The organism is Acidobacteriota bacterium, assembly GCA_034211275.1.
In the GTDB taxonomy this organism is placed as follows: domain Bacteria; phylum Acidobacteriota; class Thermoanaerobaculia; order Multivoradales; family JAHZIX01; genus JAGQSE01.
Map to the genome: position 1 here is coordinate 1 of JAXHTF010000031.1, position 22,908 is coordinate 22,908.

7 protein-coding genes are annotated in these 22,908 nt (G+C 70.6%); 3 read left to right on the plus strand and 4 right to left on the minus strand.

Features of this window, described 5'->3' with window-relative positions; all coding sequences use genetic code 11:
* On the plus strand, positions 1-138 hold a 138-nt coding region (locus SX243_07655), incomplete at its 5' end, for a mersacidin/lichenicidin family type 2 lantibiotic (GenBank protein MDY7092830.1).
* A gap of 120 nt (positions 139-258) precedes the next feature.
* Positions 259-3,837 (plus strand): type 2 lanthipeptide synthetase LanM family protein, encoded by a 3,579-nt coding sequence (locus tag SX243_07660; protein ID MDY7092831.1) that lies wholly within the window; start codon positions 259-261, stop codon positions 3,835-3,837.
* Positions 3,838-3,847: 10 nt separating this feature from the next.
* Here SX243_07660 and SX243_07665 read toward each other — a convergent pair whose 3' ends face one another.
* The 4 genes from SX243_07665 to SX243_07680 form a co-directional block, all read right to left on the minus strand.
* Positions 3,848-5,215, minus strand: a complete 1,368-nt coding sequence (locus SX243_07665) for an MFS transporter (GenBank protein MDY7092832.1) — start codon at positions 5,213-5,215, stop codon at positions 3,848-3,850.
* Entirely contained in the window at positions 5,212-7,875 is a 2,664-nt protein-coding gene (locus tag SX243_07670; GenBank protein MDY7092833.1) for a non-ribosomal peptide synthetase, read from the minus strand. The genes SX243_07665 and SX243_07670 overlap by 4 nt, the downstream gene beginning before the upstream one ends.
* 96 nt (positions 7,876-7,971) lie before the next feature.
* Positions 7,972-17,580: an amino acid adenylation domain-containing protein gene (locus SX243_07675; GenBank protein MDY7092834.1), complete on the minus strand. Its 9,609-nt coding sequence runs from the start codon at positions 17,578-17,580 to the stop codon at positions 7,972-7,974.
* Positions 17,581-17,590: 10 nt separating this feature from the next.
* Positions 17,591-20,251, minus strand: coding sequence for a penicillin acylase family protein (locus SX243_07680; protein MDY7092835.1), 2,661 nt, complete (start codon positions 20,249-20,251; stop codon positions 17,591-17,593).
* Between the two features lie 223 nt (positions 20,252-20,474).
* On the opposite strand from SX243_07680, the gene SX243_07685 reads away from it, so the two are divergent.
* Entirely contained in the window at positions 20,475-22,898 is a 2,424-nt protein-coding gene (locus SX243_07685) for an ABC transporter permease (protein MDY7092836.1), read from the plus strand.
* The last annotated feature ends 10 nt before the right edge of the window (positions 22,899-22,908 follow it).

Sequence of the window (22,908 nt, forward strand, 5' to 3'; positions counted from 1 at the left end):
AGCCTCAACGACGAGCAGCGGGCTCAGCTGCCGCAGAACCCCGCCGGCGTTATCGAGCTCGCCGACGACGAGCTCCGTTCGGTGGCCGGCGGCGACTCTTGCCGTTGTTTCTGTCCGGACGAGAGCAGCTGCGGATAAATCGGAGCAGCTTCCTCGGAAGCATCCCAAGACCGTGAAAGCGGTCCCGGAGCGGCGCGGCTGTCCCAGCCCGTCGCTCCTTGCTTTTCGGGTCCCTTGCCCATCGTTCTGCGACTTCCCTTGACCTCCTCCGACTCAAACCCCGCTCCCGACTCCGCCGCCAGCCCGTGGCCCGCAGCAACACCTCTGCGGCATCGGCTGCAACAGCTCCGAGAGCTCCTGCCCAACAGCTGGCGGGAGCGTTCCGACAATAGGTTGGGGGAGCGACGGGTGGAGCTGTGGCGTCGACAGCCCCCCTTCGACCGTGACGACGTCTTCGAGCGCCGCCTGGTGACGGATGGACTGCAGGCAGACTCATTCCGGGATCTGCTGGGACTACCGGCGGAAGCCTTGTCGGAGCTGCTGCCGGAGCCCGAATGGGCCGACGCCCTCGAGACCGCCTTCGCGCATCCTTCGCCGCCGCCCCCGGGCTGCTCCTGGGCGGCGCTGCTGGAGAGCCATCCCAGCGCCGAGGCTCGCTCCCTGCTGGGCTGGCTCGAGCCCTTGGTGAACCCGGCCCTGCGCTCCCTCCACCGGCTGAGCCTCGATCTTGCCGAAAGCTCAGCCGCGAGGTCAGGAGATCCTGTGCCCTGGGACCCCGAGACGGTGGTCCCACTCCTCGCCGGAGCGCTCCCCGGCCGGCTGGCCCCGAAGGTCCAGCGCACGCTGATCCTGGAGCTCAACATCGCGCGCATGGAGGGCCGGTTGGAGGGCGAGACCCCTGGTGAACGGTTCCAATCCTTCGTCCATCACCTCCAAGAACCCGCCTACGGCCTCGCCCTCCTCGCCGAGTATCCTTCCCTGGCGCGGCTTCTCAGCGTGTTGGTGGAACAGTGGCGGGAGGCCTCGGAAGAGCTGCTCACCCGGCTGGCGGCGGACTGGCCGGCGCTGCGGGAGCGCTGGGCCGCGGCGCCGGAAAGCGGCGAGACCGAGAACGGTGAGCCGCGGCTGGAATCCGTTGACACCGGCGCCGGCGATCCCCACCGCGGGGGCCGGAGCGTAGCGCTCCTGAGCTTCCGTGACGGTTTTCGGCTGGTCTACAAGCCGCGATCGACGGCGGTGGATCAACGCTTCGCCGAGCTATTGGAGTGGCTGGCGCAACGGGGCCTGGAGCCGGCACTGGAGGCCGTCGACACTCTCGACCGAGGCTCCCACGGTTGGTCCGCCTTCGTTACTCCAGGGCCGTGCCGGACGCCGGCCGAGGCCCGGCGTTTCTTCCAGCGCCAGGGTAGCTTCCTCGCTCTCCTCCACGCCCTGGAGGCAACCGACTTCCACTATCAAAACCTCATCGCCGACGGCGAGCACCCCCGCCTGGTGGACCTGGAAGCCCTCCTCCACCCGCGGCAGCGCCAGGTGGAGGCCGGAACGCCCATGGCGCTGATGACGGATTCGGTGTTGCGGGTGGGCCTGCTGCCCCAGCGGCTGTGGCAGCGCCACGACGCAGGAGAAGGTGAGGAGGCAGGAGGTTCCGGCGGCGGCTCGGGAGCCAGCGGCCCCGATACCAAGGCCCCCGACGCCAAGAACCCCGATGCCAGGGCTCCCGATATCAGCGGCCTCGACGTCAGCGGCCTGTCCAGCCAAGCCGGCCAGCACGACCCCCATGCGGCGCCGGTGGCGGAAGGTCTGGGCACCGACCAAGCGCGGGTGGTTCGGCGGCGGAATGTCATCACGGCCGGCCATCATCGAGCTCGGCTGGGAGAGGACGAGCTTTCCCCGGTGACGTATCGGGAAGACCTCCTGGATGGCTTCTCCCGAACCTATCGGCTGCTCCTCGAGCATCGCGCCGAGCTCCTCGCCGACGACGGGCCGCTGGCGGCCTTTGCAGAGGTCGAGCTCCGGGCCATCCTGCGCCCCACCCGGGTCTACGCCCTGATTCAAGGGGAGAGCTATCACCCTGGCGCTCTAGGGGAAGCCTCCATCCGCGACCGCCTTTTCGATCGACTGTGGCTGGAAGCGGTGGAGCGCCCCGACCTGGATGCGGTGATCCCCGCCGAGCAGGAGGCCCTGCACCGGGGGGACATCCCGTTCTTCAGCACCCGACCCGATTCCCGGGATCTGGCAGGGGAGGGCCACGTCTTCGAAGACCATTTCCAAACCTCCGGCCTCGACGCCGCTCGCCGAAAGATCGAGGGTCTCAGCGAGGCGGATCTGGAGCGGCAGCAGTGGTTCATCGAGATGTCCCTGTCGACGGTGACCGAGGGAGTCGAAGAGATCGCCCGGGCGGCCCCGTCTGAGGTAGGCGACGATGCGGGGCTCCCCGACGGTCCGCCGGCGCAGGAGGAGCTGATGGCCACGGTAGAGCAGCTGGCGGAGCGCATCCGGCGCCTCGCGCTCCGTTCCCAGGACACCCTTGGCTCGAACGGTGGCGACGGTGCCACCTGGTTGGGCGTCCGCACCGGCGCTGACAACAGCCTCTTTCTGGCAGAGCTCTCCGCCGACCTCCAGCACGGCCTGGCGGGAATCGCTCTTTTCCTGGCTCAGCTGGGGAGCCTTCGCGACGACGCCGAGCTCCACGACCTGGCCCGGCGGGCCTGGAGGAGCGCTCGGGAGCAGATCCAAGAAGGCGTCGAGAGCGCCGACGGTACCGCAGAGCCTCCGAGGGAACCCATGCCAGACCCCATGCCGCGCATCGGCGGCTTCCTGGGCTGGGGCTCGCTGATCTACACGGCGGTGCGGCTGGCAAGCCTGTGGCCGGAGGATGAGGATCCGCTCCTGGAATTCGCCGAGGGCCTGGTACCGGAGATCCTCCGGCGCCTGCTGCGGGATCGGGATCGGGACCTGCTGGGGGGCGCCGCCGGCGCCGTGGTGGCGCTGCTGCGGCTCTACGAGCGGCAACTCCAACGCCAGCAGCCCACGGCTACCCTCGAAGCCGCCATCGCCTGCGCCGAAAAGCTCCTGGCGGACGCCCAGCCCCAACATCCGTCGAGCGGCGGCGTCGGCTGGCCCGGAGTCGCCGGCGACCAGCCCATCACCGGTTTCTCCCACGGCACTGCGGGCATCGCCTGGGCACTCCTGCAGCTCGCCCGGGTTCTGCGCCAGGAGCCTGGAGAACACGAGGCCCTGATTGCCCGACTGGAAGAGACTGCAGCCCAGGCCCTGGCCTTCGAACGCCGAGCCTTTCGGGCCGGCGAGGACGGAACCGGCTCCGCAACCGGCCGGTGGCTCGACCTGCGCTTCTACGACCTCGACGGCAACGTGCGCCCAGGGCAGGACCCACCGCCCCTCTTCCCCGCGTGGTGCCACGGCGGCGCCGGCATCGGGCTGTCGCGTCTCGCTTTCCTAGCAGCCTCAGAGCAGGACGGTTCAGCCTTCGCCAGCCCGGAGGAACAAGGGCGACTGGTCGAGGAAATCGAGGAGGCAGCGGCGGCTATCGCAGCCACCGGCTTCGGCCAGAACCAGGGGCTGTGCCACGGCGATCTGGGCAATCTGGAGATCCTCCGTCGGCTGGCTACCGCCCTCGAAGATGACGAGCTCCTGCAACGGCACGACCGGCTGGCAGCAGCGATCCTCCGCCAGGGCACGACCCACGGCTGGCGCTGCGGCACCGCCCTAGGAGTCGAGACCCCGTCGCTGATGAACGGCCTCGCCGGCATCGGCTACGGCCTGCTCCGCCTCGCCTACCCGCAGCGGGTGCCGTCGGTGCTGACGCTGGAGGTTTGATCCCGCCGCCTCACACCTGGTCCGGTAGATCCTCCTCCAGTCGCCGGATCATGGGGTTGGCGTAGGAGATCACCGCCAGCACCGCCAGCAATCCTCCCAGCAGCACGAAATAGAAGCCGATGCCGCGCCCCGGGCCGGTGCCGATGAGGCCACCCACCGACGCCGCCAGCCAGCCACCGGGTTCCATGGCCGGCTCGAAGACATAGTCCGCCAGCGGGCCGGCGGTGAGAAAGGCCAGGGGCATGGCGGCCATGGCGAGCATCTGGCGTACCGCGAAGACGCGGCCCTGCTTCTCCACCTCCACCTTGCTCTGCCACAGCGCCTGGCTGGTGCCCGCCACCATGGGGGTGAGGACCATGAAGCAGAAGGCCGCCACGGAGACGAAAATGATCTCCGCCTGGACGCCGCAGAGCACCAGCACCAGCCCCTCCAGCGCCACCAGAATGAGGATGCCCCGGACCCGCCGCCGCGGGCCGCCCCAGACGCTGAGGGTCAAGCCGCCGGTGAGCATTCCCAATCCGGCGAAGAAGAGCACGCTGCCGAGGGCCTTCTCGTCCGCCAGGGAGAGCACCAAGGGCGTCAGCAAGGCCTCCACCGAGCCGAGACAGAAGTTGACCCCGGCGAAGGTCGCCAGCAGGCCCAGCAGGCCCGGGCGCTGGCGCAGATAGGCCCAGCCCTCGGCGAAGGCCCCCAGCTTCGGAGGTGATTGGGCGGCAGCCCCCGCCGGGCCCGGCGCACCGGCGACCCCGTCCGCCGCTTCGGCATCCGCCGCCGTCGCTGCGGCCTCCTCGCCGAGCTCTTCCGGCGCCGCCGCTTCCCGCAGCGCGGGGAAGGGCACGAAGACCACCGTCAGCACCGCCAGGATCATGGTGATCAGATCGAGGAAGAGGATGCCGTCGACGCCCAGGATGCCGAGCAGGTAGCCCGCCGCCAGGGGCGCCAGCAGCAGGCTCATGGACCGCCCCAGCTGCACCGCGCCGTTGGCCCGTCCCAGCTGCTCCCGGGGCACGAAAAGCGCCACGGAGGCCTGGAATCCGAGCTGCTGGATGGAGCTCGAGGCCGCGGAGATGGCCACCACCAGGTAGATGATCCAATAGGCCTGGAGATCGAAATAGAAGACCAGCAGCAACACCAGGGTGAGCAAACCGGCGAGGCTGTCGCCGAGGATCATCGTCCCCTTGCGGCTCCAGCGGTCCGCCAGATTCCCCGCCAGCGGCATCATCACCAGCTGCGGCACCATGGAAAAGAAGGCCACCAGGGCGAAGCGGGTGGCAGACCCGCTGCTCTCGAAGATCCACACCCCGAGGGCGAAGGAGGTCAAGCCGGAACCGAGCTGGGAGACGGTCTGCCCAAAGACCAGGGCCAGAAAGCGCTTCACCGGCCCTCCGGAGAATCCACCGGATCGAGCTCGTTCAGCACCGCATGGAGCCGCTCCGCCACCGTTACCACGTGGGGCTCGCGCATCATGGTGTTCTGGTCCCCGGGCATCTTGAAGACCTGCACCGGCAGCGAGGTGACCTCGCCCCAACCGCAGCTGAGGTCATCCTGATCCCGCGGTGAATCGTCCGCCCGCATCAGGGTGACGGGAACGTCCAGGGGCTCGGGCCGGTAGGCCAGGGAGGCGTTGAGGGTGAGCTGGAAGACGCGCAGATAGCGCATGGCGTCGGCGACGGTGAAACCCGCCGGCAGCACGCCGGTCTCGACGCCGGTCTCCACCACGTAGCCCAGGCGTTCTTGCGGCGGCAGGGAGAAGAGCTTCTCGGGCTCGATGGGAATGCCCAACTCCTGCGCCATGCCGCCCTCGAAGCTCACCTTCTTCATATCGATGGGATGGTCCGGCGGCGTCGCGTCGGTGTCCAGAATCACCAAGCGGTCGACGGACTCTCCCTGCTCCACCAACAAGCGGCAGATCTCGAAGGCCACCGACGCCCCCACCGAGTAGCCGCCCAAGGTGTAGGGCCCCTCGGGCTGCACCCGGCGCAGCACGTCGACGTATCTCGCCGCCATGGTCTGGGCGCTGCCCAGGTAGTCGACGTCGTCCAGATCGGCCCAGCCCTGGACTCCGTAGAAGGGACGATCATCCCCCAGGTGACGGGCCAGCTCCATGAACAGGAAGACATTGCCGCCGATGCCGTGGACGCAAAAGAAGGGTCGGCCGCCATGATCGGGGCGACCCGCCAGCAGCGCCAGGTGCAGGCTCGCCGGATCCGCCGAGCGCTCGTCCACCAGGGCCGCCAGAGCCTCCACCGTCGAAGCCTGGAAGAGCACCGCCAGCGGCAGGTCGATGCCCTTGCGCTGGCGCAGATGGGTCATGACGTGGATGGCGAAGAAGGAGTGGCCGCCGAGGTCGAAGAAGTCGTCCAGCGCGCCGACGTCCTCGATGTCCAGCACCTTGGCGAAGATCTCCGCCACCACCCGCTCCGTGTCGGTGCGCGGCTCCACCCGCTCGGCCCGGGCGCGGCTGGCGCCGGCGGGCTCGGGCAGGGCGTTGCGGTCGATCTTGAGATTGGGGGTCAGGGGCATCTCCTCGAGGAAGAGGAACATTCCGGGAACCATGTAGGCCGGAAGACGCTCCTGCAGGCTCTCCCGCAGGGCCACCACCTCCGGACGCTCTTCCCCCGCCAGGGTGACGTAGGCCACCAGCACCGGCTGACCACCCTGCGGCTGCCACACCTTGATCACCGACTGGTCGATGGCCGGATGAGCGCGCAGGGCCGCCTCGATCTCCCCCAGCTCGATGCGGAAACCCCGCACCTTGACCTGGTGATCCACCCGCCCTGCGAAGTACAACTCGCCACCGTCGCCGCACCGCGCCAGGTCGCCGACGCGGTAGATCCGGCCGCCGGGCTCGCCGTCGCCGGAGCCGTCGGGGAGGAAGCGCTCCGCGGTGAGGGACGGGCGGCCGCGATAGCCGCGGGAGAGGCTGGGGCCGGCGAGGTAGACCTCCCCGGTTTCGCCGTCCGCCACCGGCCGGCCCTCGGCGTCGAGCAGATAGACCCGAGTGCCGGGGATGGGATGACCGATGGAGATGGGATCGTCGGCGTTCTCGATCTTCTGCACCGTCGACCACACCGTGGCCTCCGTCGGGCCGTAGAGATTCCACAGCCCACCGCTACGCCGCAGCAGCGCCGCCGCCAGCTCCTGCGGCAAAGCCTCGCCGCCGCACCACATGCGCAGGTCCTCGTTGCCGGGCCAGCCGCTGTGAGTGAGCAGATTCCACGTCGCCGGCGTCGCCTGCAGCACCGTCGCACGGCTCATGGCCAGAGCCTGCTGCAGCTGGCGACCGCCCCAGGCGGTCTCGTGATCGGCGATGACCAATCGCCCGCCCACCGCCAGGGGCAGGAAGATCTCCAACACCGAAATGTCGAAAGCCAAGGTGGTCACCGCCAGCAGCGTGTCCTCGGCGGTGAGCTCCAGGCGCTGGGCGATGGAGCGCAGGAAGGCGACGGCGGCGCCATGGGAGATCTGCACTCCCTTGGGGCGACCGGTGGATCCAGAGGTGTAGAGCACGTAGGCCAGGTTGTCGGCGGAGAGCTGCGGCGGGGTGAGCCCCGGCGCCTCCTCCTCAGCCTCGAGAACCTCCTCCAAAACCACTACCCGCGCCGTCGGCACCATCTCCTCCAACCGCTGGCGCAGAGCAGCGCTGCACACCACCACCGGCGCAGCGCCGCCCAGGGCGTCCTCCAACATGTAGCTCAGGCGCTGATCCGGAAAGGTGGGATCCAGCGGCAGGTAGGCGCCGCCGGCGCGCAAAATCCCCAGCAAGCCACCGAGCATCGCCGGGCCGCGGTGGGCGAAGAGCCCCACCGGAACCTCGGCACCGACGCCCAAGGACTGGAGCGTGCCGGCGATGCGTCGGGAGGACTCCTCCACCTGCCCGTAGGTGACGGGGCCGCGCAGAGTCAGCAGAGCCGGCGCCGGCCCCTGGGCCACGGCGCGCTGTTCGAAGAAGCCGTGCAGCAACTCGCCGGTGGGCAACCCTTCGGTTTCGGCCTCATCGCCCGCCATAGGGTGGTGTTCAGTGGTCTCAAGCGTCATGGGGTGGTCCTCCAAAAATCCTATATTTCCTGGCCGGGATCCCCGGCTCCGATTGACGATGTTGCAGTTCTCGTAGCTCTCGCTCCCGCGGAGCGCTCATTCCTCGGCCCATCGGCGCTCGGCCTCGTCGAGGGCCCGGCACAGGGTCCGCGCCACTTCCTCCACGTGGGGCTCCATCACCAGGCTGAAGTGATCTCCGGGGATGGAGTAGACGTCGACGCCTCCCGCCGCCAGCTCGCCCCAGCCCAGGGTCGGGTCCGGGGGTTCCTCGTCCGTAGGGGTCGAGAAGAGAGCCACTCGCCCGCCATAGGGATGACGGCCGTAGGAGGCGGAAGCGAAGCCGGTCTTCTGGTAGACGTCGATGTAGCGGAAGGCATCCTGGTGGGTGAAACCCGGGGGCAGCGCCCCGCTCTTCATGCCCGCCTCCAACACGTAGCCCAATCGCTGGCGCGGCTCCAGGGCGAAGAGCTTGTCGGGCTCGATGGGAATCCCCAGCTCGCGGGCGATGCCGCCCTCGAAGCTGCCCTTGGACAGCTCCGCCTTGGCGGCCTCGGGGCTCGCTCCGGGGCTCGGTGCCGCGACGTCCAGGAGGCCGACGAAAGCCACCTCGTGCCCCTCGGCGGTGAGGATGCGGGCCATCTCATAAGCCACCAAAGAGCCCAGGGAGTAGCCCCCCAGCAGGTAGGGCCCCCGGGGCTGTAAGGCTAGGATCTCCGGCACGTAGCGCCGGGCCATGGTCTCGACGCTGCCCAGATACGCCGTGTCGCCGCCGCCGACCCAACCTTGGAGCCCATAGAACGGCCGCTGGCCGGCCATCAGCCGCGCCAGCCGCACCAGGCGAAAGACGTTGCCGCCGATGCCGTGGACGCAGTAGAAAGGCCGGGCGGGAAGGCTCTGGCCGCCCATGGCCACCAGCACGGAGGTCGAGCGCCCGCCCTCGCCGTCGAGGAGGCGGCCGAGCTCGGCGATGGTGGGGGCGCGGAAGAGGGTGGCCACCGGCAGATCCAGCTCCCAGCCGTTGCGCACGTGGGTCATGACGTGGATGGCCAGCAGGGAGTGACCGCCGAGGGCGAAGAAGTCGTCGTGGACGCCCACTTCCTCGACCCCCAGGAGCTGACACCAGAGGGCCGCCAGGCGTTCCTCCGTCGGCGTCCGCGGCGCCACCCGCTCGTGGCCCAGGTCGCCGCGGCCGGGCACCGGATCGGGCAGCCCCCGGCGGTCCAGCTTGCCGTTGGCGGAGAGGGGCAGGGCGTCGAGGAAGACGTAGTGGGCCGGGACCATGTACTCCGGGAGCTGAGCCTCCAGATAGGCCCGCAACGACGCCGGAGCGGTCTCCTCCCGCACCACCAGATAGGCCACCAGCCGCAGATCCCCGCCGTCCCCAACGGAGCGCGCCAGCACCACCGCCTCCCGCACCGCCGGATGAGCGGTGAGCGCCGACTCGATCTCCCCCAGCTCGATGCGAAAGCCGCGGATCTTGACCTGGAAGTCGATGCGCCCCAGGTATTCCACCGCGCCGTCGGTGTCGTGGCGCACCAGGTCACCGGTGCGGTAAGCCCGGGCGCCGGGCTCCTTCCCCCAGGGATCGGGCACGAAGCGCTCGGCGGTGAGGGCCGGCCGGCCGAGATAGCCGCGGGCCAGCCCCACCCCCGCCAGCAGCAGCTCCCCCGGGGCGGCGGGCAGGGCCAGGGCACCTTCCCGATCCACCACCCGCAGCCCGAGGTTGGCGATGGGCCGGCCGATGGGAAGCCGCTGCTCCCCCCGGCGGCAGCGCCAGCGGGTGACGTCCACCGCCGCCTCGGTGGGACCGTAGAGATTGTCCAGCGCCGCCGGCGAGGCCTCCAGGAAGCGCTGCGCCAGCTCCAGCGGCAAGGCCTCGCCGCTACACACCACCTGGCGCAGCCGCTGGACCCGCTCCACCGGCTGTTCGAGGAAGAGCTGCAGCATGGAGGGCACGAAATGGACGACGGTGACGCCGGCGTCGGCCATCAGCTCCAGCAGATAGGCGGCGTCCTTGTGGCCCTCGGGCCGCGCCAGCACCATCTCGGCGCCGGTGATCAGCGGCCAGAACAGCTCCCACACCGAAACGTCGAAGGTGAAGGGGGTCTTCTGCAACACCCGGTCGCCGGGCCCCAGCTCGTAGGCCGCCTGCATCCAGCGCAGGCGGTTGACGATGCCCCGGTGGCTGTTGAGCACCCCCTTGGGCTTGCCGGTGGAGCCGGAGGTGTAGATGGCGTAGGCGCCGTGACGAGCATCGAGAAGACGACCGGCGTCCGGCCCGGCTTCGACGGAGCTCTCATCCACCGCGGCTGCTCCTTCGGGCAACCCGCCATCAACGGCCAGGATGCACAAACCGGCGGCACCCGGCGGGGCTGAAGCCTCCGGCTGCGTGAGCTCTTCCAGCGAGGAGAGCCAGCGCTCCTGGGTCAAGACCCAGGCCGCGGAAGAGCTTCCCCCATCCGAAGCATTCAGCAGCGAATCCTGCAACATGAAGCGCAGCCGCTCCGGCGGGAGCCGCGGATCCACGGGCACGTAGAAGGCACCGGCGGCGAGCACTGCCAGCAGAGCCACCGGGAGCTCCAGGCTGCGGTCCATGCACACCGCCACCGGCGTCTCCGGCCCGACGCCCCGCTCCGCCAAATAGGCGGCGAGGTGGTGGGCGCGGCGCAGCAGCTCGCCGTAGGTCAAGGTCTCGCCCTCGAAGCGCAACGCCGTCGCCTCCGGAGTGCGCTGGGCCTGGAGGGCCACCAGCTGATGCAGGCAGGGATCCGCCGGTGCTTCGTCCACCGCTGAGCCCACCGCCGAGAAATCCCGGACGGTGTCGTTCCACTCGCTCAGGAGCTGTTGCCGCTGAGCCGGCGAGTGAACGTCCAGCGCCGCCAGGGGCAGCTCCGGATGCTCCGCCAGAGCGTGCAACATGCGCACGAAAAGCTCCACCCAGCGGCGAGCGGTCACCGCGTCGAAAAGATCCGACGAATATTCCAACACCGCCGTGGGAATCCCCTGCTCCCGACGCACGAAGAGCTCGAGGTCGAGGCGGGAAGTCTGGTTGTAGAGCTTCCAGGGCTTGACCGCGAGGCCCTCCAGGACCAGGGACGGCATGGGGTCGTCGAGGAGCTGGAAGCTGACCTGGTAGAGGGGATTGCGGCTCTGGTCCCGGCGCTCTACCAGCTCCTCCACCAGGCGGCCGAAAGGCAGGTCCTGGTGGGCGTAGGCGCCGAGGGTCGCGTCGCGCACCCGGGCCACCACGTCGCCACCAGTAAGGCTTCCAGTGAGGCCTCCAATGGCAGCCCCCGTGGAGTCCTCATCGACATCCCGCCTCGCCGCCGCGAAGTCCAACCGTGCCGCCACGGTGTTGACGAAGCAGCCGGCGATCTCTTCGAGCTCGCGCTGGCGGCGGTTGACCACCGGCAGACCGACGACCAGGTCCCGCTGGCCCGAGAGGCGGACCAGCAGGGCGACGAAGGCTCCCATGTAGACCATGAACGGTGTCGCCCCGAGGCGGCGGGCCAGGTGTTCCACCGCCGCCGTGGCCTCCAGCGGCCGGCGCACCACCCCGCCCTCGAAGCTCGGCGCCGGGGGCCGGGGGCGGTCCAGGGGCAGCTCCAAGGCCTCCGGCGCCCCCGCCAGGGTCTCGCGGAAATAATCCAGCGCGCCATCCAGAAGCCCCTCCGCCTCCACCCGCCGCTGCCAGACGGCGAAGTCGCCGAAGCTGGGGGTCGGCGGTGGCGGCAGCACGGAGGAGGACTCCCCGGCGCAGAGTGCGGAGTAGGCCCGGCGCAGATCCCGGCGCACCAGGCCGAGGGTCCAACCGTCGCTGATCAGATGATGGGTGTCGAGGAAGAGGGCTCCCTGGTCGTCTCCCGCACCTCCTCCGGGAAACTCGACGACGAGCCCGCGCACCAGCGGCCCGGCGGCGAGGTCCGGCGGCTGCCGTCCCGCCGCCCGCAGCAGCCTCTCCGCCGTCGGCTCCGCATCGGAGCCAAGACCGCGCAGGTCGATCCAGCGGAGGGTTTCCAGCGGCTCGTCGTGCACCTGCTGACGAGCCTCGCTGCCCGCCTCAGAGCTCTCCACCACCGTCGTCCGCAGCGCCTCGTGGCGTCGCAGCACCGCTTCGAAGGCTCGGTCGAGGGCACCGCGGCGCAGGCGGCCGGCGAAGCGATGGACGTAGGGCAGGCGATAGAAAGGACTCTCCGGCGCCAGCCGCTGCAGGATGTAGAAGCCCTGCTGATTCCACGACAGCGGCGCCGGCCCCTCCTCCCGGCGCGGCTCCACCGGCGGTAGCTGGGCGCCGTGGCCCGCCCGCAGGGCCGTCTCGAATCGCTGAGCCAGGGCGCGCACGGTGGGTGCTTCGAAGATGTCCCGGACGCTCAGCTCCACCCCCAGGCGGTCGCGCACCCGGGCCACCAGCTGCACCGCCAGCAGGGAGTGGCCGCCGAGGGCGAAAAAGTCATCCCCGGTGCCGGTCACCGCCGCCGCGCCGAAGACCTCTCGGAAGATCTCCAACAGCAGCTGCTCCGCCGGAGTCGTGGGCTCGGTGCCAGCCAAATCCTCGCCAGCCTCGGTCTGGGGCATCGGCAGGGCGCGGCGGTCGAGCTTGCCGCTGGGGGTCTTGGGGAAGGCTCCCAGGGCCACCAAGGCCGCCGGCACCATGGGCTCCGGCAGGCGCCCCTGGAGCTGCCGCAGTAGCGCCCGATCTAGCTCCTGGGCCTTCGCCGAGGGATCCACCGCTCCCTCCGCGGGCACCCAATAGCCCACCAGCCGCCGGTGTCCCGGGGTGTCCTCCCGCACCATCACCACCGCCGAATCCACCTCCGGGCACTCCTCCAGGGCGGCGGCGACCTCTCCCGGCTCGATGCGGTAGCCGCGGATCTTCACCTGGTCGTCGGCCCGGCCCAGGAAGTCGAGGGCTCCGTCCTCGCGCCAGCGAGCGCGATCGCCGGTGCGGTAGAGGCGGGCCCCGGAAACGCCGGAGAAGGGATCCGGAACGAAGCGCTCAGCGGTCCACCCCGGCCTGCCGAGATAGCCCCGGGCGAGACCGGCGCCCCCCAGCAGCAGCTCCCCCGGCACGCCGATGCCGGCGGCGGCGCCCCAGGCGTCGGCGACATAGGCCCGGTGGCCGGAGATGGGGCCGCCCACCGGCGGCAGGTCGGGCAGCTCCGAGGCCTCCCCCGACTGGGTCCAGGCGGTGGTGACATGGCTCTCCGACGGACCGTATTGGTTGTGCAGCCGGCAGCCGGGCATGCTCTCCAGCCAGCGCCGGAGGACCGTCCCGACCCGCAGCTGCTCGCCGGCGGTGATCAGATGCCGCAGTGCCTCCAGCGGTGGCCGGTGGGCCCCCGCCAGAGCCAGAGCCTGCAGCGCCACGAAGGGCAGGAAGAGGCGCTCCACCGCCTCCCGCCGCAGGTGGTCCAGGAGCCGCGCGGGGTCGGTGCGCAGCTCCTCGTCCACCAGCACCAGCGTCCCGCCGGCGGCGAAGGTGGCGAACATCTCCTGGAACGAAACGTCGAAGGAGAGGGCGGCGAATTGCAGCGTCGGGCCGCGGCTCTCGGGAGTGGAGAGGTTGTTTTGCCAGAGCACCAGGTTGGCCAGGGCCCCGTGGGAGAGGGCGACCCCCTTGGGCCGGCCGGTGGAACCGGAGGTGAAGATGACGTAGGCCAGAGCCTCGGGGTGCACCGTCAAAGACGCCAGCCCCGCATCGAGCCGCCGGCGCTGATCGGGGCTCGGAGCCGCTTCTCCTGAGCTGGGGAACAGCACCGTCGTCCCGGCGTCCGTGAAGCTCTGCAGGAGCCCCTCCTGCTCCTTCTCCGGCGACACCTCCTCCGGCGATCCCTCCTCCGGCAGCGCCACCACCGCCGCCAGGCCGGCGTCGGCGGCCATCCCGCGGAGCCGCTCCTCGGGATAGGCGGGGTCCAGGGGCACGTAGGTCGCACCGGCCCGCAGCACCGCCAGCACGGCGACCACCTGGTCCGGTCCCCGGGGTAGGAGGATGCCCACCCGGTCCTCGGCCTCCACCCCCGCGGAACCCAAAGCAACGGCCAGCGCCGCCGAGCGCTCCTCCAACTCCCCGTAGCTGATCTCCGTCTCGCGGTAGCGCAGCGCCGGGGCCGCCGGCGTCCGCCGAGCCTGATCGAGGAAGAAGGCGTGAGCCAGCTGCGGTCCGGCAACGCTCTCCGGTCCTCGGCCGAAGTCTCCCAGGACCTGCTCTTCCTCCGCCGGCGTCAGAAGGGGCAGGGCTGCCAGAGACGCCGACGGCGCCGCGGCGACGGCCCGGGCCAGCCGTTCCAGGCGCTGGAGGAAGCGCGCCACGCTGGCGTGATCGAAGAGGTCCGCGGCGTATTCGAGGTATCCCCCGAGGTCGCCGCCATCCAGGGTGAGGGTGAGCTCGAGGTCGAGCTTGGCGGTGCCGTTGGACCGCCGTCGGCGGCGCACCGTCAGCCCGGAGAGATCCGGTAGCGGCTCCGGCGCCACCACCTGGAAGAGGACCTGGAAGAGAGGGTTGGCCCCCACCGGATGAGTCCCTGGCGGATGAGCCTCGATCCCGGCAGCACCGCCGCCGCGATGCCTTCCCGCCGCCGCGGCGAGCTGCGGGTAGGGAAGATCCTTCGAGCGCAGGGCTTCCAGCACCTCGGCGCGAACCTCGTCGACCAGATCCCCGAAGCTCCCCGCCGCCGGCACCCAGGCGGGCACCACCAGCATGTTGACCAGATAGCCGGCGAGCTCCTGGTCGGCGCCTCCCACCCGCAGATCGGTGGGAGTGCCGACGGCGAAGCTCCGCTGCCCCGAGAGGCGCCCGAGGAAGAGCTGGAAGAGGGCCAGGAAGGTCATGTAGGGGGTCGCCCCCCGGGCCCGGCCGAGATCCACCAACCGGGTGGTGACCTCCTTGCCGAGCCAGCCTTGAAGCTCGAAGCGGCCACCGCGGAAGGTCGGCACCCCGGGGCGGGGCCGGTCCATCGGCAGCTCGAGGGCCGGAATCTCCGCCAGGCGATCGGCCCGGGCCTCGATGCCGGCGGCTTTCCCCGGAAGTCTCCCCTGCTCCCACAAGGCCCAATCCCCAAGCTCCAGCCCCAGCCCCAACCCTGGCTCGGTCGGCATGGGCGTGGCCCGTTCCAGAGCCCTTCCGTAGAGCTGACCCAAATCCCGGTGGTAGAGCACCTCGGAGGTTCCGTCCACGGCGGCGTGGTGGAAGGTCAGGAGCAGATGATGGCGGTCACCGCCGGGCAGGCGCAGGAGGGTGGCCCGCAGAGCCGTGGGAGCGTCCAGGGCCAGCGGCCGGGCTCCTTCCCGCCGGGACAGCGCTTCCCCTTCGCTCTCGGCGGCGGCGACGGACAGGCGGGAAAGGTCCAGCGTGGCCAGCACGTGTTCCGGCGCCGGGGCGACGCTCTGCGCGGGTTCTCCCGTGGGTTCTCCATCAGCCTCGCCCTCGGACTCTGCTGCGATGCGGGTGCGCAGCGCCGGATGCCTCTCCACCAGGGCGGCGAGGGCCAGGTCGAGGGCTCGCAGGTCGAGGGCGCCCTCAAGGTCGAGAGCGTCGAGAACGTTGTAGGCGGCGGTGTCCGGATGGGCCTGCTCGAAGAGCCAGAGCTGGCGCTGGGAGGAGGTCACGGGCCAGGGACCGGCGCCGCCCCCCGCGGCCTCCCGATGCCCGGGCTTGGGACCGTCCTCGAATCGTTCCGCGGCTTCCAGCCAGGCCGCCAGCGCCCGCACCGTCGGATGCTCGAAGACCGCCTCGGGAGGAACCCGCCGGCCGAGCTCGGCGCTCAGCTGCCGAGCCAGCCGCGGCGCCAGCAGGGAATGGCCACCAAGCTCGAAGAAATCGTCCTCCGGAGCCACGGCGTCGAGGCCCAGCACCTCGCACCAGGCTCGGGCGACGGTGGTTTCTGCCGCTCCTTCCAGCTCCGCCGAGCCTTCCAGCGCCATGGCGCCGGCCTCTCGGATCTTTCCCCGGCGAGGACTGGTCTTCCCCCGGCGAGAACTGGCCTGCCCCCGGCGAGGATTGGGCAGCGCGGCGCGGTCGACCTTGCCGTTGGGGGTTCGGGGCAATCGCTCCAGAGCCATCCAGGCCCCCGGCACCATGGGCTGGGGCAGGCGCTCCGCGAGGAAGGCACGCAGATCGGCGAGCCGCTCCTCCGGCGCCGCCACCCAGGCGGTGAGCATGGGTTCCCCGGCCACCGTCCGCACCCCCACCACCGCCTCCGCCACTTCCGGATGGCTCACCAGCGCCGCCTCGACCTCGCCGAGCTCGATGCGGAAGCCTCGGAGCTTGACCTGGTGATCCTTGCGCCCGCGAAAGTCGAGCCGCCCGTCGGGGCGGTGGCACACCAAATCCCCGGTGCGGTAGAGCCTCGCGCCAGGCTCCTCGGCCAGCGGATCGGGACAGTAGCGCTCGGCGGTGAGGGCCGGGCGTCCCAGGTAGCCGCGGGTGACGCCCCGACCGCCGAGGAAGAGCTCCCCCGGCTGACCAGGGGAGACGCCATCGAAGACCCTGCTGCCGAAAACCCCACTGCCGAAGACCCGGGCCACGGTGCCCGGCAAAGGCCGGCCGATGGCGGGCTCGATCCCCTGATCCAGCTCCTGGGGAACCACCTCCTCGGCGGTGGAGTAGGTCGTGTCCTCCGACGGGCCATAGAGATTCAGCAACCGTACGCCGCCCGGGCCGGCGGCGCCGTGGACCGCTTCCGCCAGTCCGCGGCGCAGCGGCTCGCCGGCCAGCCCGACGACCCGCACCGAATCCCCCAGGGGCCCCCGGCGGAGCAGCTCCCTCATGGCCGAGGGTACGGTGTTGATGAAGGTCACCCGATGCTCGGCGGGATGGCCGGAGAGAGCCAGGGCGCCGGCGGCCAGGACCACCCGCCCACCGCGGACCAGCGGCGCGAAGATCTCGAAAACCGAGAGATCGAAGCACACCGAGGTGACAGCGAACATCACCGCCATCTCCCCGTCGTCGAAGGCCTGGAGGCTCCAATCGAGGCGCGCCCCGGCATTGGCGTGGGTCACCCCCACTCCCTTGGGCCGCCCGGTGGAACCGGAGGTGTAGATCACATAGGCCAGCTCGCTGCCCAGGAAGCTTTCCCCGTTCTCCGGTGCCACGGCGGCGCCCTGCTCGGGATCGCCGTTGGCCGAGCCCTCTTCCGGCGGCTCTTCCGCATCGAGATCGAAGAGAAATCCGCGGCCGCCGGACTCGCCAGACAGCAGCCCCGAAGGCAGCAGAGCGGTCCGGGAGAGGACGCCGGCTACCGCCGAGTCTTGGAGCATGAAGCCCAGCCGCTCCCGCGGGTAGGCGGGATCCAGGGGAACGTAGGCGGCGCCGGTGCGCAGTACGGCGAGGAGCGCCACCACGAGATCCCGCGAACGCTCCAGGAGCACGCCGACGCGGTCCCCCGGCCCCGCCCCGAGAGCTTCCAGCCGCTGCGCCCACCGCGCCGAACGCTGGGCCAGCCGGGCGTAGGTGAGCACCCCCTTCGCATCCTCCACGGCCACCGCCTCCGGCGTCCGCCGGGCTTGTTCCAGCACCCGCTGGTGGAGAGCCAGGGCTGCCCCGGTGGATCCGCCCCCGAAGGTTCGGCTCCACTCCCAGCGCAGGGCGTGGGCCCGGGCCGGCGATATCTTCCCTTCCGCCGCGGCGCCGGAACCGGAATCGGTGGCCTCGGGATGAGGGGCCTCAGGATGAGGGGTCTCGGAATGGGCTGACGTTGGCTTGGCCATGGCTTCATCCTCAGTGCTCGGAACCGGCCCCGTCCGCTCCTCCCTCGCCCCCCTCGGGAACCCCTCTCTCCCCCGGAACCAAGTGCAGGGTGTGCTGCGCCGCTCCCGGCAGCAGCGGCGTCGCCTCCCCGGCGAGCCAGGCCTGGTGGCCGTCGCGGTAGTGGGGGGACATGGGATGGGCGCTCTGGCCGCCGGGCATGTGGAAGATGGCCTGATCCTCCCGCCCCGGGGCCACCACCATGCGCTGGGACGGACCGTAGCCGCTGCTCTGCACCCGCGGCATGTAGAAGTCGCCGGGCTGGGGATCCGGCGCCATGTCGAGCCAGCCCTTCACCGGCCCCGGCGCCATGCGGCTGAAGAGGTGGGTCATGCGCAAGCGGTTGCGCTCGCCCCAGGTCTGGTCGGCGAGGGCCTCCTGCCGCTCTTCCACCTCCGCCACCACGGCGTCGGCGGCCTCCAGCAACAATCCGTCCCAGCCTCCTTCGACACCAGCCGCGGCCTCCGGCGGCCGCGCCTCCACCAGCGCCCAGACGGCGCCCTCGGCCTGACCGTAATCGTCCAGGTAGTCGTATTCCTCGTCGGGCATGGGGCAACCGCCGGCGATGGCGTCGAAGAGCCGGGAGCCGAGCTCCAGGCGGAAATCGCGCACCAGGGTGTAGCCGACGGCGTCGACGGTGGCGCGGCCCTGCCAGTTGTCCACCAGCCGGCGCAGCTCGCCGCGCTGGGGATGACCCGCCACCGCCTCGTCGTCCAGAACGTCCAGGAGGAGCTGTCGCCAACCCTCCAGGAAGAGGGCCCGGTCGTCGAGCTGGATGGCGAGCATGTCCTGCTCGTCCGCGTCTTCCAGCACCATGAGCTGATCCCGTACCTGGGTCGCCCGGGCACCGAGGCCGAAGTTGCCGTCACCCAGCAGATCGACCTCGGCGAGGCCCGAGGAAGCCTCCCTCGACCCCACGGCGCTGGTCTCGACCTCCGCGGCTCCCTCAGCCTCCGCCGCTTCCGGCGGGAAGGCCAGGGCCCGCTGGTTGGAGGACCACAGTCGCCCCGACGGCGGATCGAGGATCATCGGCACCTCTTCCGGCGCCAGGTAGCCGTCCCATCCTCCCGCCTCCGAAGACCCCATCTCTGAAGACCAAGAGACCGGCAGCCGGCCGGCGCCGCCGACGCGTTTCGGCACCCGGCCCACCATGGTCCAGCCGATGTGGCCGTCGGCATCCGCCACCAGCATGTTGAGGGACGGCAGGCCGGAGCGGCGGCCGATCTCCAGAGCCTCCTGCGCCGTGGTGGCGGTCTCCAAGGCCTGCAGCTCCAGATTCACCGCCGCCGGGTCGTGGGGGATCCAGCGCACCGCTGCCGGCTGGGCGCCCTCCGGGCCGCCGATACCGTCCTCCAGCACCGGCCCCCAGAGGGTCCAGCGCACCGAACCGACCTCCGGTTCCTGCCCCGGCACCTCGAAGGTCTCGTCGAAGACCTCGTAGGCCCGCGGCCCGTCGGGAGTGAGATAGCGCGTCTCGTCCTGGGGATCCGGCTCCAGCAGGATTACGTCCAGGGAGTCGGTGCGACCGTTGGTGAAGCCCCAGGCGACGTGCCCGTTGCTCCCCGCCACCAGCAGCGGCAGGCCCGGCAGGGTAATGCCCGCCAGGCGGTGTTCGCCACCGGCACCGTCGGGCCATTGGAGCACCGTGCGATACCAGATATTGGGCAAGGTGTAGCCCATGTGCATGTCCAAGGCGAGCATGGCGCCGCCGTGACCGGTGTGCTCTCCGGACACCACCCAGGCGTTGCTACCGGCGACCTCCAGCCCCTCGGCACCGCTCAGGCCTCGCTCCCAGGGAGCATGGAGGAAGGCCTGGGAGCTCTCCTCCTCCGGCCCGGAAGCCTCCCCGGCCGCGGAATCCGCCGGCGCCGGCACCGTGCTCAAGGGGCTGGGCACCTCGGGCCACGGCGAGGCCTCTCCCGCCAGGGGAGCGTCCCACGGGGTGCCGCGGGGGGTGAGCAGCCGGTAGGTCTCCTCCGGCAGGCAGCGGTGGAGCGCCGCCAGAGTCTCCTCGTACTCCTGGGCACTGCCCTGGAGCATCACCCACAGGCTGTGGAGCATGAGCACCGAGTCCGCCTCGGTCCAGGGCTCCGGCGAGCGGCGCAGCACGAGATATTCGAACGGCGGCTCGTCGAGGGCCGCGATGCCGGCGTTGATGCCCCGGGTGTAGGCCGCCAGCAGGTCTCGCTGCTGGGCGGGCAGAGCCGCCAACACCTGCTCCGCGTTGGCCCGGAAGCGGTGAATGCGCAGCCGCCGGTCCACCCGTGCCAGCCGCGCCCCGAAGAGCCCCGCCAGCTCGCCGGCGGCCTGGCGCCGGATCAAATCCATCTGCAGCAGCCGGTCCTGGGCGTGGACGAAGCCGAGGCCGTAGGCCACATCCTCCCGGGAGGTGCCCGCCACCGTCACCACCCCGAGCTCGTCTCGGTCGATGCTCACCGGCGCCGCGAGACCCGCCACCGTCATCTCTCCGTCCACCGCCGGCAGACTCCCCCGCAATTGCGAGCGCAACCAGAGACCGGCGGCGAGAAGAACCACGACCACCAGCAGCACCAAAACCAGGACGGCCCGGCCCAGCCACCGCAGCCAGCGACGGGGGCGAGATGAAACACTCGTGTCACGAGCGGAGGAGGACATGGCGGCTCCTTTCAGGGGATTGGAGAAGGGCGGGCGTGGCCGAGCCACTTCGTAGGGGTGCCCCCAACCAGGCTGTCCGGGACACTCCCCGGACCGTTTGGGAGCATTTTTCCAGCTCTGCTATATTGCTTGGATTCCGGGAGTTACGCACCCTCTCCCGGCCTGTGCTGCACATCCACCGCCGGGCCCGGCGGCATGTTTTGAATCTCTTCCGGAGGCCCTTTTGGACATTTTTCTGCAGGAGCTTCGTCAGACCTTTCGCGAGCTGCGCCGGCGGCCCGTGTTCACCCTCGTCACAGTCTTGTCGCTGGCCCTCGGCATCGGCGCCCTGACGGCGGTCTTCACCATCGCCAACACCCTGCTCTTCCGGCCACTGCCCTTCGCCGACGAAGAGGAGCTGCTGCGCATCCAGGACGTTCAGGAGCGGCCCGGCGAGAGCCCCCGAGTGACCAGCATGGCTGCCCTCAACTACGACGTGCTGCGTCAGCGCACGGAGGTCTTCGAGGGCCTGGCGCTGCAGGACGAGGGCAGCTTCAATCTGCAGGGTACGGAAGAGCCCATCCGCGTCTTCGGCGCCTACGCCAGCGCCGGTGCCTTCGAGGTCCTGGGCATCGAGCCCATCCTCGGCCGCAGCTTCTCTCCCGACGAGGACCAGGCCGGCGCGCCGGCGCGGGTGGCGGTGCTCAGCTACGACCTCTGGCAGCGCCACCTGGGAGGGGATCCGGACCTCCTCGGCGAGGACGTGATCATCAACCAGGAGCCCCACACCATCATCGGCGTCCTGCCGCCGAGCTACCGCTACCCCTACGACGCCGAGCTGTGGGTGCCCATGGGCTTCGACGTCAACAATCCCCGCGCCTCCCACTATCTGCACGTGGTCGGCCGGCTGCGGGACGGCGCCAGCCTCGAGGAGGCGCAGCAGGAGCTGAACGCCATCGCCGCCCAGCTGGCCCAGGACTATCCGGAGAGTAATACCGATTGGGGCTTCGGGCTGACTCCGGTACGCGAGGAGATCACCGGCGATCTGGACACCGGGGTGGTCTGGCTGCTGGCAGCGGCGGCGGCCTTCCTGCTGCTCATCGCCTGCGCCAACGCCGCCAGCATGCTCCTGGCCCGCTCTACGGAGCGCGCCGCAGAGGTCGCTCTGCGCTCGGTGCTGGGCTCCTCGCGCTCCCGCCTGATCGCCCGCATGATGCTCCAAGGCCTGGTGCTGGCGATCCTCGGCGGCGGCTTCGGCCTGATCCTGGCCTTCACCATCCTCGGCCCGGTGGTGCGCCTCAGTCCCCTGGCGGACATCTACATCTTCGCCTCGCGGCTGACGCCGGACCTGCGGGTCCTGGGCTTCACCCTCGCGGTGTGCGCCGTGGTGGGCGTGATCTTCAGTCTGATTCCGGCGCTCCACGCCTCGCGGGTCGATCTGCAAAGCCTGCTCAAGGAAGAGAGCCGGGGCTCCCTGTCCTCTGGCGGCCGCCGCTGGCTGACCAGCTTCGTCGTCGCCGAGGTGGCGGTGGCCACGGTGCTGCTGGTGGGCGCCTTCCTGATGGTGGGCACCTTCCAACGGCTGGTGGCCGTCGACCCGGGCTTCGAAGCGGACAATCTGCTGGTAGCCCACATGGCGCTGCCGAGCTCCAAATATCCCGAGGACGTCCAGAAGGTCCAATTCATCGACACCCTGTGCGAGCGCCTGGAAGCGCTGCCCGGCGTCCGCGCCGCCGGCGTCACCACCCTCTTCCCCCTGGACCAGGTGCGCATGCTCTCCCCCTTCTCCATCGACGGCCGGCCGCCGACGGACCCCGGGGAAATGCTCGCCGCCAATTTCCGCATGGTCAACGAGGGCTATCTCGAAGCCCTCGGCGTGCGGCTGGTGGGCGGCCGTCTCTTCGAGCAGCGGGATATGAACCCGACGCCGCCGGCCTTCGTCATCAGCCGCACCATGGCGGAGCGCTTCTTCCCCGGCCAGGACGCCGTGGGACGGCAAATGAAGCGCGCGCCCTGGGAGCTGGAGCGGCCCTGGGGACCGGTGGTAGGCGTGGTGGAGGACGTCATCGACAGCGGGGACACCGCGGAGACCCTCTACATTCCCATCACCCACTTCCGCTTCATCAACGACAACGTGGCGCTGACGGTGCGTACCGAGGGCCCGCCCAACAACGCCCTGCCGGCGATCCGCCGGACGTTGCGGGAGATCGACCCCCAACAGCCCCTCTACGACGTCGCTACGGCGCGGGAGATGATCGCCGAGAGCCACGGCAACGAGCGCTTCGCCGCCGCCCTGCTCACCAGCTTCGCCAGCCTCGGCCTGGTGCTGGCGCTCATCGGCATCTACGGCATCCTGACCTACAGCGTCGCCAGCCGCAGCCGCGAGCTGGGCCTGCGCATGGCCCTCGGCGCCCAGCGCAGCGAGATCCTGTGGCAGGTGGTGCGCCAAGGTCTGACGGTCACCGGCATCGGTCTCTTCCTGGGGCTGGCGGGCTCCTTCCTGCTCACCCGCCTGCTGGAGGCCTACGTCTTCGAGCTCGACCGTCCGGATCCCATGCTCCTCGGCGGTATTGGCCTGATCGTGCTGGTGGTGGCCCTGCTGGCGGCGCTGCTGCCGGCGCGCCGGGCGACGCGGGTCGATCCCGCCACCGTCCTGCGCGGCGAGTAGGAGGCGCGGA